Source organism: Nonomuraea sp. NPDC049649, assembly GCF_040675175.1.
Classification (GTDB): Bacteria; Actinomycetota; Actinomycetes; order Streptosporangiales; family Streptosporangiaceae; genus Nonomuraea.
Genome location: NZ_JBFAOH010000003.1, coordinates 60260 through 73565 on the forward strand (window position 1 = coordinate 60260; position 13306 = coordinate 73565).

Consider the following 13306-nt stretch of genomic DNA (forward strand, 5'->3'; position numbering starts at 1 on the left):
CCGATCATGATGGGGCACACGCACGCGCTGACCGGGGCCATCGCCTGGCTGGCCCTCGCACCACCGCTCGCCGCGCTGCCGCTGCTGAACGAGTCGTCCCGGTTCATCGACACCGGCATCATGGCCAACGCGCTCAGCCCGGCCGAGCTGATCGCCGGCGCGATCATCTGCGCGGGCGCGGCCATGCTGCCCGACCTCGACCACCCCAGCGCCACCATCGCGCAGACCTTCGGGCCGGTCACCTGGCTGCTCAGCAAGGTGGTGTCATGGCTGGCCGGCGGTCATCGGGGCGCTACCCACTCGCTGGCGTTCGCGGTCGCGACCGGGTTCGGCGCGCACTGGCTGGCCACCACCTACCCGATCGGCCGCGACATCATGGTCGTGCTGCTCATCGGGCTCTCTTTGCGCGCGATCGGCGTCGGCATCCCCCGCAAGAAGTTCGCCTCCGCGATGGTCAACATCGGCATGACGGCCGGGCTGTACGCGGTCTTCCTCTCGATGGGCGTCGGGTACGCCTGGCTCGGGCTGGTCGTCGGCATCGGCTCCTTCGTGCACGTGGTGGGCGACTGCATGACCGAGCGGGGCTGCCCGGTGCTCTGGCCGCTGTCGGCGAAGTTCGTGCTGCCGTGGAAGATCGGCATCAAGACCGGCAGGAAGTTCGAGCAGAAGATCCTCGCTCCCGCGCTCTCCGTCGTGGTCGCCGGGCTGCTCTTCTGGCGGCTCGCCCCGCTTTAACTTGATGTCGAGATACTTTTCGAGATATCTTGACATCGAGACATTCCGCCGCGGCGTCACTTAGGGCCACCTAACGTGAAGAACGCTTCCGCCGTGCGGCAGGATTCTTATGGAGCAACCGTCAACGGAGGAGGCGAATCACCGTGTCCACGAACAGCTTCGGCAGCCGTGACACGCTGCGCGTCGGCGACGCGTCGTATGAGATTTTCCGGGTAGACGCCGTCGAAGGCGCCGCACGCCTCCCCTACAGCCTGCGGATCCTGCTGGAGAACCTCCTCCGCACCGAGGACGGCGCCAACATCACCGCCGACCACATCCGCGCCCTCGGCAACTGGGACCCGAACGCCCAGCCGAGCGTGGAGATCCAGTTCACGCCCGGCCGCGTCATCATGCAGGACTTCACCGGCGTGCCCTGTGTGGTCGACCTGGCCACCATGCGCGAGGCCGTGCGCGACCTGGGCGGCGACCCCGGCCGCATCAACCCGCTCGCCCCCGCCGAGATGGTCATCGACCACTCGGTCATCGTCGACTACTTCGGCCACCCCGACGCCTTCCAGCGCAACGTCGAGCGCGAGTACGAACGCAACCGCGAGCGCTACCAGTTCCTGCGCTGGGGCCAGAGCGCCTTCGACGAGTTCAAGGTCGTCCCGCCCGGCACCGGCATCGTCCACCAGGTCAACATCGAGCACCTGGCCCGCGTCGTCATGACCCGCGACGGCAAGGCCTACCCCGACACCTGCGTCGGCACCGACTCCCACACCACGATGCAGAACGGCATCGGCGTGCTCGGCTGGGGCGTCGGCGGCATCGAGGCCGAGGCCGCCATGCTCGGCCAGCCGATCTCCATGCTCATCCCGCGCGTCGTCGGCTTCAAGCTCAGCGGCGAGCTGCCCGCCGGCGCCACCGCCACCGACCTGGTGCTCACCATCACCGAGATGCTCCGCCAGCACGGCGTGGTCGGCAAGTTCGTGGAGTTCTACGGCGAGGGCGTCTCCACCGTGCCCGTGGCCGACCGCGCCACCATCGGCAACATGAGCCCCGAGTTCGGCTCCACCTGCGCCATCTTCCCGATCGACGGCCAGACCATCGAGTACCTCCGGCTCACCGGCCGCTCCGAGGAGCAGATCGCGCTCGTCGAGGCCTACGCCAAGGCCCAGGGCCTCTGGCTCGACCCGTCGGCGCCCGCGCCGGAGTTCTCCGAGTACCTGGAGCTCGACCTCGGCACCGTCGTGCCGTCCATCGCCGGCCCCAAGCGCCCGCAGGACCGCATCGCCCTCTCCGACGCCAAGCGGGCCTGGCGCTCCGCCGTCAAGGACTACGCCGCGACCATCCTGGGCCCGGCCGACGAGGCCTCCGCCGAGTCCTTCCCCGCCTCCGACTCCCCGGCGGTCAGCCACGACACCAACGGCGACAAGCCGCACTCCGCCCTGCTGGAGATCGACCGGCCGCACAAGAAGGTCCCGGTCACGCTCGCCGACGGCACCTCGTTCGAGATCGACCACGGCATCGTGGCCATCGCCGCCATCACCTCCTGCACCAACACCTCCAACCCGTACGTGATGCTCGGCGCCGCCCTGCTGGCCCGCAACGCCGTCGACAAGGGCCTGAGCCGCAAGCCGTGGGTCAAGACCTCGCTGGCGCCCGGCTCCCAGGTCGTCACGGGCTACTTCGAGCGCTCCGGCCTCCAGCCCTACCTCGACAAGCTCGGCTTCAACCTGGTCGGCTACGGCTGCACCACCTGCATCGGCAACTCCGGCCCGCTGCCGGAGGAGATCTCCCAGGCGGTGCACGACAACGACCTCGCCGTCACCGCGGTGCTGTCCGGCAACCGCAACTTCGAGGGCCGCATCAACCCCGACGTCAAGATGAACTACCTGGCCTCGCCGCCGCTCGTGGTCGCCTACGCGCTGGCCGGGACCATGGACATCGACCTCGACAACGAGCCGCTCGGCACCGGCAGCGACGGTAAGCCCGTCTACCTGCGCGACATCTGGCCGTCGCCGGAGGAGGTCGCCGACGTGGTCAACTCCTCCATCGGGCGTGAGCTGTTCGTGCGCGACTACGCCGACGTGTTCGAGGGCGACGAACTGTGGAAGTCGCTGTCCATCCCGACCGGCGACACCTTCGAGTGGGACCCCGACTCCACCTACGTCCGCAAGGCCCCCTACTTCGACGGCATGCCGCGCGAGCCCGAGCCCGTCACCGACATCTCCGGCGCCCGGGTGCTGGTCAAGGTCGGCGACTCCACCACCACCGACCACATCTCCCCGGCCGGCTCGATCAAGGTCGGCACGCCCGCCGCCGACTACCTGCGCGAGCACGGGGTCGAAGTCAAGGACTTCAACTCGTACGGGTCGCGGCGCGGCAACCACGAGGTGATGATCCGCGGCACGTTCGCCAACATCCGGCTGCGCAACCAGATCGCGCCCGGCACCGAGGGCGGCTACACCCGCGACTTCACCCAGCCCGACGGGCCGGTGTCGTTCATCTACGACGCCTCCGTCAACTACGCCGCCCAGGGCACCCCGCTCGTCGTGCTCGCGGGCAAGGAGTACGGCTCCGGCTCCTCGCGCGACTGGGCCGCCAAGGGCACCGCGCTGCTGGGCGTCCGCGCCGTCATCGCCGAGTCCTACGAGCGGATCCACCGCTCCAACCTGATCGGCATGGGCGTGCTGCCGCTGCAGTTCCCCGAGGGTGAGACGGCCGACTCGCTGGGCCTGACCGGCGAGGAGACGTTCGACATCACCGGGGTCACCGCGCTCAACGACAGCATCCCGTCCACCGTCCGGGTCAAGGCCGGCGACGTCGAGTTCGACGCGGTCGTGCGGATCGACACGCCCGGCGAGGCCGACTACTACCGGCACGGCGGCATCATGCAGTACGTGCTCCGCAACCTGCTGTCCAAGTGATCGTTCCGCGCTCCTGCCCGGCCACCAGCCGGCCGGGGGCGCGGGCCAGGGCGCGATCCTGTCACGCCCGCCATCGGGGGATCACCCGTGCCCACGACGAGCCGCCCGGCGCCTACCCAGCGCCGGGCGGCTCTTCACGTTTCTCCCAGGGCTGTATGTGCACGGCGAATCACCCCGCGGTTTGCGGTCAAGCCAGCACGGCGGGACCGGAGGCACTCCGCAGTTTTCTTCCGGCGTGTCGGGTCACCGCGGCGGGACCGGAATCGCCTCGTGGTGCTCTTGCGGTCAGGCCACCGCGGAGGAGGGGGCGGACCAGGTGTCGCAGGCGGCCGGGGAGACGGCCTGGTAGCCGCGCTTGAGCCACCTGACCCGGTTGGCGCCCTTGCCGTGGCTGCGCCGCTCGTCGTCGCCGCTGGCACGTGTGACGTCCAGCAGCGCCGTCCAGTCGTCGCCGGTACGGTCGAGCGACCGCCAGACCGCGCCCAGGAACACCCCTGACAGGCAGTCGGCCTGCAACTCGTAGCGGCGGCCGAGTTCGGCGTGGCGGCGGGGGTTCGCCTTCACCCGGGCCTCGTAGTGCCGCCGGATGCCGGTCAGGGACTGGAGGTGGTGGCCGTACTCGTGGGCGGCGACCTTCAGCGGGTACAGGTCCGTGCGGTTCTCGATCCAGTCGCCGGAGAGCGGGAACACCAGGACGCGGCGGTCGGTGCAGTAGAAGGCGGCCGCGCCCTCGGGCCACGGCACGCCGCATACCCGCAGCTCGGGCTCCTCGTAGAACCGCACCTGAGGCTTGCGGAAGGGTCTCCGGCCGGCGGCGAAGTGAGCCTTCCACGACTTGTCCAGGCACGCCACGGCGGCCGTCAGGTACTCGCGCGTCCTCGGGATCCCGCCCTGCGTGATCGCCGGCTCCGGGCACACCGCCTTCGCCAGCTTCCCGCTCCCCGTGAACGGGTCCTGGTACGGTGCCGCGTGCGCGGGCCCGGCGGCCACGCCTGCCAGGCACAGCGCCAGCAGCAAAGATCGAACTCGCACGCCAGGCAGCCTAGAGGATGCACCGTCCCGCGCGCCCGCCGTCCCGCGTGTGCCGTCCTGCAACCTGCATGTGTGCCGATTCCCGTGCCCGCCGTCCCGCGCGTGCGTGCCGTCCTGTGTGTCTCGGCTCTCAAGACCTGTCTCCGAGGTGGCTCATCGCCTGGCATGATGAGAACCGCCACCCGGCGAACTACGATTTCGCCGGGTGGCGATCTCAGATCATCCTCTTGAGTACGGTGACGGCCTCGTCGACCACCTCCTCCGGCGCGTAGCCGACGAAGAAGTCGAACCTCGCGGGGGAGATGGCCCGGATCTGCTCCACCATGGCCCAGCTCGGCTTGGTCAGTCCGGTGCCGTCCCGGCTGACGCGGACGTGTGTCGGGTAGCCGCGCTCCCGGGTGGTGAGCGGCACCGCGAGGACGAGTCCCAGCCTGGAACGGTTCAGGTTGTCGTTGCTGACGATCAGGGCGGGGCGCGGGTAGCCTTGCTCGCGGCCTTCCGGGTCACCGAAGTCGGTGAACCATATCTCACCGCGCGTTAGTTTCATCGCTCTCCTCGGGGAATGTGATCAGGCCCTCCCATTCGGGGGCAATGCGCCGGGTGCGCGACGGCCCGCCGAGCACGAGCTCACGCTCGGACAGGTAGTCGGCCCAGGCCTCGGGGGCCTCGCGCTGGGTGCGCTCTATTTGCTCGTCGACCTCCTGCCAGAAGACTTTCTGCTCGTAGTCGCTGATGGCCTCGTTGAGCACCTCGGTCATGGTCCGGCCCTCCTTCCGGGCGATCCTGGCCAGTCGATCTCTGGTGTGGACGCTGACGCGAATCGTGGTGGCCTTGTGCTTCATTGTCATACTCCGCAGGCTACGTCGGCGTCAGCAAGAACAGTAGCAGCACGTCGTCACGTACGAGAGTTGTTCGTATGCATAGAGTAAGGATGGTTGACTTCTGCCATGCATGACACGGCGTTGTTACTGATAGTCGGCGGTCTGGCCGTCTTCGTCGGGGCGGTGGTCCAAGGGAGTGTGGGCTTCGGGATGGGGCTGGTGGCGGTGCCTGTGCTGACGCTGATGGATCCCACGTTGATGCCCGGCGCGGTGCAGGTGACGAACATGATGCTGCCGCTGTTCACGCTGGCCGTGGAGTGGCGGCGGGTGGACTGGCGGGGGCTGGGGTTTGCGCTCCTCGGCAGGCTGCCGGGGAGCGTCATCGGCGCCGCCATCGTCGTCTACATTTCCGTCTACCACTTAAGCGTGTTCGTGGGTGTGATGGTGCTCGCCGCGGTGGTGCTGACGGCGGTGACGGCGAGCGTGCCGAGGAACGGGTTCACGATCACCTCGGCGGGTTTCATCTCCGGCGTCACCGGCACCGCCACCGGCATCGGCGGCCCGCCCATCGCGCTCGTCTACCAGAGCGCCAAGGGGCCGCAGATCCGGGCGACGCTGGCCATGTTCTTCTGTCTCAGCGCCGCCCAGGCGCTGGTCATCCTGGCGCTCGTCGACCACTTGCCGGCCCGCGCGCTCGGCACGGGCGCCCTGCTCGTGCTGCCGATGAGCGCCGGTTTCCTGGTCTCGGGCCCGCTCCGCCGCTACCTGGACGGCGGCAAGGTCCGCACCGCCATCCTGACGGTGGCGGCGCTGTCGGCGGGGGTGCTGATCGTCCAGAGCGTGGCGGGCGCCTGACGATCAGGAGGTCTTGCCGAGCCCGCGCAGGAGCAGGGAGGTGGTCCTGGCGATGACCGTCTCGTCCACCTCGGCGTCGGCGGTCTTGCCGTGCACGTACACGGCGATGATGACCGGCTTGCCCGACGGCGGCCAGGCGATCGCGATGTCGCTCGCCGTCCCGTACACGCCGCCGGTGCCCGTCTTGTCGCCGGACTTCCAGCCCGCGGGCAGCCCGGCGGCGATGCGGCCCTTCCCGGTCTCGCTGGCCCGCAGCCAGCCGACGAGCCGCTTCCTGTCGGCGGGCACCAGCGCGTCCCCGGTGGTGAGCTTCCGCAGGTCGCGCGCCATGGAGGCGGGCGTGATCGTGTCGCGCTTCTCGCCCGGCTTCCAGTCGTTCAGCTCGGTCTCCCAGCGGTCCAGCCGCCCGAACCGGTCGCCGAGCGAGCGGTAGTAGCGGGTCAGGCCGGCCGGACCGCCGATCTGCTTGAGCAGCACGTTGGCGGCGGTGTTGTCGCTCTGGGTGATGGTGGCGTGGCAGAGCCGGGCCGGGGTCAGCCCGTTCCGGATGTTCTCGGGCTTCCCGGAGACGGGGGAGTGGGTGACCACGTCCTTGGCGGTCCAGCGCAGGGTGCGCTTCATCAGGCCGGGGTCGCGGGTGCGCGCCTTGTCCAGGATGGCGCCGCACAGGACGGCCTTGAACGTGGAGTTGACGGGGAACCGCTCGTGCGCCCGGTGGCCGAAGGTCTTGCCGGTGCCCGTGTCGATGGCGAAGGCGCCGATGCGTCCCTGGTAGGAGGCTTCGAGCCGGCGCAGCTCGGCGCGGGCGCCGTCGCGGCTCGCGGGCGCGGCGGCAGCGGGCGCCGTGGTGACTGCGCCGCCGGCGAGCAGCGCGGACATCGCCACGAGCGAGACGGCGAGCTTCTTGCGGACGCCCTGGATATGCGGCATGTGGATGACTCCCTGATGAGTTCGATCTCGTACGGGGACGAGAAGATCAGAGGCTCCGCCGGGCTGTCCAATAGTGATATCGGGACCGTACTGATATCAGAATCGATATGAGACCAGGCTGGATTGGCCGCGCCGGGCCCGGGCAGGCGCCCCGCATGAAATCACGAGTCCTGAGCGAGTCCGGTGGCCTGACCGTGCACGCGGTGATCATGGACAAGGGCGACGAGCCCATGACCGAGCTGCGCCGCTGGGCGGAGGAGCAGGGGGTGGGGGCGGCGTCCCTGACCGGGATCGGCGCGTTCAGCGGCGCCACGCTCGGCTACTTCGACCCCGGGCGCGGCGACTATCTGCGCATCCCGGTCGGGGAGCAGGTCGAGGTGCTGAGCCTGACGGGCGACGTCGCGCTGGCGGACGGGCGTCCCCAGGTGCACGCGCACGTCGTCGTCGGCCTGCGGGACGGCACCACGAGGGGCGGTCATCTGCTGGAGGCGCGCGTCTGGCCGACGCTGGAGATCGTGGTGCAGGAGTCGCCCGCCTGGCTGCGCAAACGCCACGATCCGGAGACCGGGCTCACCTTGATCGACCTGCCCTCGTCCGGCTGACCGACGGCGGCCTCTGCGGGCCGGTAGGTGACGGGCGGGCGTCCCCGGCGTTTCTGGATTGTTACCGGAAACAACAAACTCCCCCCTTGAGAGGTCTTCCCAAGCAGGCCCCGGCGCAATACGTTGCCGCAAACAACATTCATCCGGGCCCCTCCGGAAGAAAGGACCCTGCACCATGCGCAAGGGGATCCTCAGCCTGACCGCCGCGGCGGCCGCGCTTGCTCTCGGTCTTACCGCCTGCGGGGGCGAAAGCGGTCAGACCTCCTCCACCACCTCGACGGCAGAGGAATCTCAGCCGGCGGCGGCGGGCAAGATCGGTGTGATCCTGCCCGACAGCAAGTCGTCCGCACGCTGGGAGACGGCTGACCGTAAGTACCTCCAGGAGGCCTTCGAGGCCGCGGGGGTCGAGTACGACATCCAGAACGCACAGAACGACAAGACCGCGTTCCAGACCATCGCCGACCAGATGATCACCAACGGCGCGACCGTGCTGATGATCGTGAACCTGGACAGCGGTACCGGCAAGACCGTGATCGACAAGGCCAGGTCCCAGGGTGTGGCCACGATCGACTACGACCGGCTGACGCTGGGCGGCAACGCCGCCTACTACGTCAGCTTCGACAACGAGAAGGTCGGCCAGCTCCAGGGCGAAGGCCTGGTCAAGTGCCTGGCCGACAAGGGCGCCGAGAAGCCGATCGTCGCCTACCTGAACGGCTCGCCGACCGACAACAACGCGACGCTGTTCAAGCAGGGCTACGACGGCGTGCTCAAGCCGAAGTTCGACTCCGGCGAGTACGTCAAGGGCCCCGAGCAGTCCGTGCCCGACTGGGACAACGCCCAGGCCGGCACCCTCTTCGAGCAGATGCTCACCAGCGAGCCGAAGATCGCGGGAGTGCTCTCCGCCAACGACGGCCTCGGCAACGCGGCCATCACCGTGCTGAAGAAGAACAAGATCAACGGCAAGGTGCCGGTCACCGGCCAGGACGCCACCGTGCAGGGCCTGCAGAACATCCTCGCGGGCGACCAGTGCATGACCGTCTACAAGGCGGTCAAGAAGGAGGCGGACGCCGCGGCTGCTCTCGCGGTCGCACTGGCCAAGGGCGAGAAGCCGGCGGCCAGCGGCAGCGTCAAGGACCCGGAGACGGGCCAGGACGTCCCCGCCGAGCTGCTGGAGCCGCAGGCCATCTACTTCGACAACGTCAAGGACGTGGTGGCCGACGGCTACGTGACCAAGGAGGAGCTGTGCACCGGCGAGTTCGCCGAGAAGTGCACCGAGGCCGGAATCCAGTAGCACCGTAGATCCGGGACAGGGCACGGCTCGCGCTCGCCGCGCGGGCCGTGCCCCTCGTGAGGGAGCCCCATGACCCCCCTGCTCGAAGTACGCGGGATCGACAAGAGCTTCGGCCCCGTGCAGGTCCTGCACGACGTGTCCTTCTCGGCCTACGCCGGAGAGGTGACCGCGCTCGTCGGGGACAACGGCGCCGGCAAGTCGACGCTCGTCAAGTGCATCGGCGGCACCTACCCGATCGACTCGGGCGAGATGCTGTTCGAGGGCAAGCCGGTGCAGGTGAACGGCCCGCGCGACGCGGCCGCGCTCGGCATCGAGATCGTCTACCAGGACCTGGCGCTCTGCGACAACCTGGACATCGTCCAGAACATGTTCCTGGGCCGGGAACGGCGCCGCGGCATCATGCTCGACGAGGCCGCGATGGAGGAACAGGCGCAGGAGACGCTGACCGGCCTGTCGGTCCGCACCGTCAAGTCGATCCGGCAGCAGGTCTCCAGCCTTTCCGGCGGGCAGCGCCAGACCGTCGCCATCGCCAAGGCCGTGCTGTGGAACAGCAAGGTCGTCATCCTCGACGAGCCCACCGCCGCGCTGGGCGTCGCCCAGACCGCTCAGGTGCTCGAACTGGTGCGCACGCTGGCCGACAAGGGCCTGGCCGTCGTGCTCATCTCCCACAACATGAACGACGTGTTCGCGGTGTCCGACCGGATAGCGGCCCTCTACCTCGGCAGGATGGCCGCCCAGGTCCGCACCGCCGACGTGACTCACGCGCAGGTCGTCGAACTGATCACATCCGGCCGCAGCGGAGACCTGGGGATCACGCAATGAACAAGGTCAAAGAACATCCGGGCGACACCGTCGCCGCCGAGAGGAAGTCGCCGTCGATCGGGGTCAGCGTCCGCGCCTACGCCGAGCGGGTGCGCGGCGGGGACATGGGCGCGCTGCCGGCGGTGCTCGGGCTGATCGTGCTCTGCACGGTGTTCTCCATCGCCCGGCCGGCCTTCCTCACGCCGATCAACTTCGCCAACCTCTTCACCCAGGGCGCCGCGATCACGGTGATCGCGATGGGCCTGGTGTTCGTGCTGCTCGTCGGCGAGATCGACCTGTCGGCCGGGTTCGCCAGCGGCGTCTGCGCGGCCGTGCTCGCGGTGACGCTCACCAACCTGGGCCTGCCCTGGTACGTCTGCGTGCTGGCCGCGATCCTCACCGGCGTGGTCATCGGCATCGTGCTCGGCGTCCTGGTGGCCAAGGTCGGCATCCCGTCCTTCGTGGTCACGCTCGCCGCGTTCCTCGCCTTCCAGGGCCTGGTCCTGGTGCTGGTGCGGGAGGGCACGAACATCTCGATCAGGGACGACGTGATCGTCGCGATCGCCACCAGGAACCTGCCGCCGTGGCTCGGCTGGGTCCTGTTCGCCGCCTGCGTGGCCGCCTACGCGGGCATCCAGCTCTTCCGGGCCCGCAAGCGCGCCGCGCGCGGCCTGACCGCCGACGCGATGTCGCTGATCGTCGCCCGGGTGGGCGCGCTCGCCGTCATCGGCGGGCTCGCGGTGTGGGTGCTCAACCTGGAGCGCAGCCGCAACCCGGTGCTCACCTCGCTGACCGGCGTGCCGATCGTGGTGCCGATCATCCTGGTGCTGCTCGTCTTCTGGACGTTCGTGCTGCACCGTACCGCCTACGGGCGGCACATCTACGCGGTCGGCGGGAACCCGGAGGCGGCCCGCAGGGCCGGCATCCCGGTGGACCGGATCAAGGTCAGCGTCTTCGTCATCTGCTCCTCGATGGCCGCCGTCGGCGGCATCATGGCCGCCTCGCGGGCGGCCTCCGTCGACCCGAACACGGGCGGCAGCTCCGTGCTGCTCTACGCGGTGGGCGCGGCCGTCATCGGCGGCACCAGCCTGTTCGGCGGCAAGGGACGCGTGCTGGACGCCGTCATGGGCGGCGCCGTGGTGGCCGTGATCGAGAACGGCATGGGCCTGATGGGGTACGGCGCGAGCGTCAAGTATCTGGTCACCGGATCCGTGCTGCTGCTCGCCGCCGGCGTGGACGCGATCGCGCGTAAACGGGCCTCCGCCGCTGGTCTAAGGTGATCAGCGACTTCCACCCGTTGAAGGAACCACAGACGATGCGTGCCGGCCCCTCCCAGGAGGACATCAGGCGCCACAACCTCGGCGCACTGCTGCGCCACGTCCATCTGGGCGGGCCGATCTCGCGGGCCGAGCTCACCGCCCGGATGGGGCTGAACCGCAGCACCATCATGGCACTCACCTCCGATCTGACGGCGGCGGGGCTGGTGCGCGAGGAGCTGCCCCGCGAGACGGGCCGCGCAGGCCGGCCCTCCCTGGTGGTCCGCCCGGAGTCGTCGCGGGTGTACGTGTTCGCGTTCGACGTGGGGCCCGACCGGCTGGTGGCGGCCCGCGTCGGGCTGGGCGGGGTGATCCTCGACCGGCGGGAGCTGCCGCGCCGGCGCGACCCGTTCGAACTGGGCGAGATCGTGGGGGTGCTGGCCGGGTTCGCCCGGCAGATGCGCCGCAAGACCAGGCCCGACACCGTGTGCGTGGGGGCCGCGGCCGCCTTCTCCGGCGGGGTGCGCAAAGGCGACGGAGTCATCGCGTTCAGCCCCCACCTGCGGACGCCCGAGCAGGAGATGCCGTTCGGCGAGGAGCTGGCCCGCCGCCTCGGCCTCGGCCTCCCGGTGAGCGTCGGCAACGACGCCAACCTGGGCGCGCTGGCCGAGCACAGCCGCGGCGTCGGCGTGTCCGTCAAGGACCTCATCTACCTGCACGGCGACGTCGGCATCGGCGGCGGCATCATCGCCGGCGGCCACCTGCTGGGCGGCCACGAGGGCTACGGCGGCGAGGTCGGCCACATGGTCGTCAACCCCGGCGGCCGGTCCTGCGGCTGCGGCTCGCACGGCTGCCTGGAGGCGGAGGTGGGGGAGCGGGCGCTGCTGGAGGCGGCCGGCCGGGTCAAGGCCGGGCAGAACGGCGACGAGCCCTCCGGCAAGCACGGCCGGGAGGTGGTGCGCGCCGTGGTCGACGCCGCCGATCGGGGCGACATCGTGGCGCAGGAGGCGCTCAAGCGGGTCGGCGACTGGCTCGGGCTGGGCGTGGCCAACCTGGTCAACATCTTCAACCCGGAGATGGTCATATTCGGCGGCATGCTCAGGGAGGTCTACCTGGGCGCGGCCACGCGGGTGCGCAGCCAGCTCAAGCTGCACGCCATGACGCCGCAGCGCAACCGGTTGCGGCTGCGCACCTCGGCGCTGGCCGACGACGCGACCCTGGTGGGCGCGGCCGAGCTGGCCTTCGCCCACGTCCTGGCCGACCCGCTGGAGGTGCTGGCCCGGGCGGGCGGCTAGGCGACCCGGGCGGCCGGGGCCGTCCAGGTGTTGCAGGCGGCGGCCGAGCCGGCGTCGTAGCCGCGGTCCTGCCAGTAGGCGAGGTTGCGCGGCTTGCCGTGGACCTTGCTCTCCCGGCTCTGCTTCACGCCGTTGATCCACTGGGCCCAGGTGATGTCGGAGTCGAGCGAGTCGAACGCGGCCCGGTAGAACACGCCGGCGAAGCACTCGGCCTGCATCTCCAGTTTGCGGCTGAGCGCCGCGCGCCGGGTCTTGCCCGAGCGCCAGTAGAGCGTGTTCTGCGCGTCCAGGATGCCGGAGAGCTCCTGTACGTGGTGGCCCCACTCGTGCGCGACCGAGTGCGCGAGGTTCATCTTGATCTGGTCGCGCAGGTCGCGCTTCATGATCCGGATCGCGACCGTGCGCTGCTGCGGGCAGTACTGGGCACCGTTGGTGGTGATCGTGCCGCAGACCGAGCGCTTCCCGGTGGTGATGTGCAGCTTCGGCGGGCTGTAGCGCAGCCCCGCCGCCTTGAAGCGGGCGGCCCAGAAGCGGTCGGCGCAGCGGGCCAGCGCCTGCTGGAACCTCTTCACGGACACGGCGCTGCCGGGCTTGATCCCGGGGAGCGGGCAGCGCATGGCCGCCGCGGTGCCCGACCGGTAGATCTTGTTGCTGGTCAGCGCGGCGGGCTGCGCCGTGCCGGAGGTGCTAGCGGCCTCGGCCGTACCGGTCAGGCCCAGACCCGCGATCACGCAGGAAGCCAACACGACAAGGGGAATACGCACGATCGCGGATCCTAG

Annotated in this window: 13 protein-coding genes; 8 read left to right on the top strand and 5 right to left on the bottom strand. The window is 69.9% G+C overall.

Annotation, left to right across the window (positions count from 1 at the left end; translation table 11 throughout):
• The first annotated feature begins 6 nt into the window (after positions 1-6).
• Both AB0J42_RS05640 and acnA read left to right on the top strand, forming a co-directional pair.
• Positions 7-735 carry a metal-dependent hydrolase gene (locus tag AB0J42_RS05640; RefSeq protein ID WP_364289255.1) on the top strand — a complete coding sequence of 243 codons (729 nt, stop codon included), beginning with the start codon at positions 7-9 and terminating at the stop codon, positions 733-735.
• A gap of 143 nt (positions 736-878) precedes the next feature.
• A complete protein-coding gene (acnA, locus tag AB0J42_RS05645) occupies positions 879-3644 on the top strand; it encodes an aconitate hydratase AcnA (RefSeq protein WP_364289257.1) in 2766 nt (921 codons plus the stop codon).
• A 285-nt stretch (positions 3645-3929) separates the two neighbouring features.
• Here the strand turns inward: acnA and AB0J42_RS05650 are convergent, their stop codons facing one another.
• The 3 genes from AB0J42_RS05650 to AB0J42_RS05660 all read right to left on the bottom strand — a co-directional run bounded on the left by AB0J42_RS05650 (position 3930) and on the right by AB0J42_RS05660 (position 5524).
• Complete coding sequence (locus AB0J42_RS05650) at positions 3930-4676, bottom strand: neutral zinc metallopeptidase (protein WP_364289259.1); 747 nt, start codon at positions 4674-4676, stop codon at positions 3930-3932.
• 214 nt (positions 4677-4890) lie between these two features.
• Positions 4891-5223 carry a type II toxin-antitoxin system PemK/MazF family toxin gene (locus AB0J42_RS05655; protein WP_364289261.1) on the bottom strand — a complete coding sequence of 111 codons (333 nt, stop codon included), beginning with the start codon at positions 5221-5223 and terminating at the stop codon, positions 4891-4893.
• A complete protein-coding gene (locus tag AB0J42_RS05660) occupies positions 5204-5524 on the bottom strand; it encodes a hypothetical protein (RefSeq protein WP_364289263.1) in 321 nt (106 codons plus the stop codon). Before AB0J42_RS05660 ends, AB0J42_RS05655 begins: the two co-directional genes overlap by 20 nt.
• A 99-nt stretch (positions 5525-5623) precedes the next feature.
• Between AB0J42_RS05660 and AB0J42_RS05665 the strand changes: the two genes are divergently transcribed.
• Positions 5624-6352 (top strand): sulfite exporter TauE/SafE family protein, encoded by a 729-nt coding sequence (locus AB0J42_RS05665; protein WP_364289265.1) that lies wholly within the window; start codon positions 5624-5626, stop codon positions 6350-6352.
• Positions 6353-6355: 3 nt separating this feature from the next.
• Here AB0J42_RS05665 and bla read toward each other — a convergent pair whose 3' ends face one another.
• A complete protein-coding gene (gene bla, locus AB0J42_RS05670) occupies positions 6356-7282 on the bottom strand; it encodes a class A beta-lactamase (protein ID WP_364289267.1) in 927 nt (308 codons plus the stop codon).
• A 155-nt stretch (positions 7283-7437) separates the two neighbouring features.
• On the opposite strand from bla, the gene AB0J42_RS05675 reads away from it, so the two are divergent.
• From AB0J42_RS05675 to AB0J42_RS05695, 5 genes are all read left to right on the top strand, one after another.
• Entirely contained in the window at positions 7438-7884 is a 447-nt protein-coding gene (locus AB0J42_RS05675; protein ID WP_364289269.1) for a PPC domain-containing DNA-binding protein, read from the top strand.
• Between the two features lie 175 nt (positions 7885-8059).
• On the top strand, positions 8060-9175 hold the full coding sequence (locus tag AB0J42_RS05680) for a substrate-binding domain-containing protein (protein WP_364289271.1): 1116 nt from the start codon (positions 8060-8062) through the stop codon (positions 9173-9175).
• 69 nt (positions 9176-9244) lie between these two features.
• Complete coding sequence (locus tag AB0J42_RS05685) at positions 9245-9997, top strand: ATP-binding cassette domain-containing protein (protein WP_364289273.1); 753 nt, start codon at positions 9245-9247, stop codon at positions 9995-9997.
• Positions 9994-11256 carry an ABC transporter permease gene (locus tag AB0J42_RS05690; protein ID WP_364289275.1) on the top strand — a complete coding sequence of 421 codons (1263 nt, stop codon included), beginning with the start codon at positions 9994-9996 and terminating at the stop codon, positions 11254-11256. Before AB0J42_RS05685 ends, AB0J42_RS05690 begins: the two co-directional genes overlap by 4 nt.
• A 35-nt stretch (positions 11257-11291) precedes the next feature.
• Complete coding sequence (locus AB0J42_RS05695; protein WP_364289277.1) at positions 11292-12527, top strand: ROK family transcriptional regulator; 1236 nt, start codon at positions 11292-11294, stop codon at positions 12525-12527.
• Here the strand turns inward: AB0J42_RS05695 and AB0J42_RS05700 are convergent.
• Positions 12524-13258 (bottom strand): neutral zinc metallopeptidase, encoded by a 735-nt coding sequence (locus AB0J42_RS05700; RefSeq protein ID WP_364289279.1) that lies wholly within the window; start codon positions 13256-13258, stop codon positions 12524-12526. The genes AB0J42_RS05695 and AB0J42_RS05700 overlap by 4 nt on opposite strands.
• Positions 13259-13306 lie beyond the last annotated feature (48 nt).

What these genes read in the sequence shown, in the direction of transcription:
- AB0J42_RS05655 (WP_364289261.1), bottom strand. Translation starts at nt 5,223, where the DNA reads ATGAAACTAACGCGCGGTGAGATATGGTTCACCGACTTCGGTGACCCG.
- AB0J42_RS05690 (WP_364289275.1), top strand. Translation starts at nt 9,994, where the DNA reads ATGAACAAGGTCAAAGAACATCCGGGCGACACCGTCGCCGCCGAGAGG.
- bla (WP_364289267.1), bottom strand. Translation starts at nt 7,282, where the DNA reads ATGCCGCATATCCAGGGCGTCCGCAAGAAGCTCGCCGTCTCGCTCGTG.
- AB0J42_RS05680 (WP_364289271.1), top strand. Translation starts at nt 8,060, where the DNA reads ATGCGCAAGGGGATCCTCAGCCTGACCGCCGCGGCGGCCGCGCTTGCT.
- AB0J42_RS05640 (WP_364289255.1), top strand. Translation starts at nt 7, where the DNA reads ATGATGGGGCACACGCACGCGCTGACCGGGGCCATCGCCTGGCTGGCC.
- AB0J42_RS05685 (WP_364289273.1), top strand. Translation starts at nt 9,245, where the DNA reads ATGACCCCCCTGCTCGAAGTACGCGGGATCGACAAGAGCTTCGGCCCC.
- AB0J42_RS05660 (WP_364289263.1), bottom strand. Translation starts at nt 5,524, where the DNA reads ATGACAATGAAGCACAAGGCCACCACGATTCGCGTCAGCGTCCACACC.
- AB0J42_RS05675 (WP_364289269.1), top strand. Translation starts at nt 7,438, where the DNA reads ATGAAATCACGAGTCCTGAGCGAGTCCGGTGGCCTGACCGTGCACGCG.
- AB0J42_RS05695 (WP_364289277.1), top strand. Translation starts at nt 11,292, where the DNA reads ATGCGTGCCGGCCCCTCCCAGGAGGACATCAGGCGCCACAACCTCGGC.
- AB0J42_RS05665 (WP_364289265.1), top strand. Translation starts at nt 5,624, where the DNA reads ATGCATGACACGGCGTTGTTACTGATAGTCGGCGGTCTGGCCGTCTTC.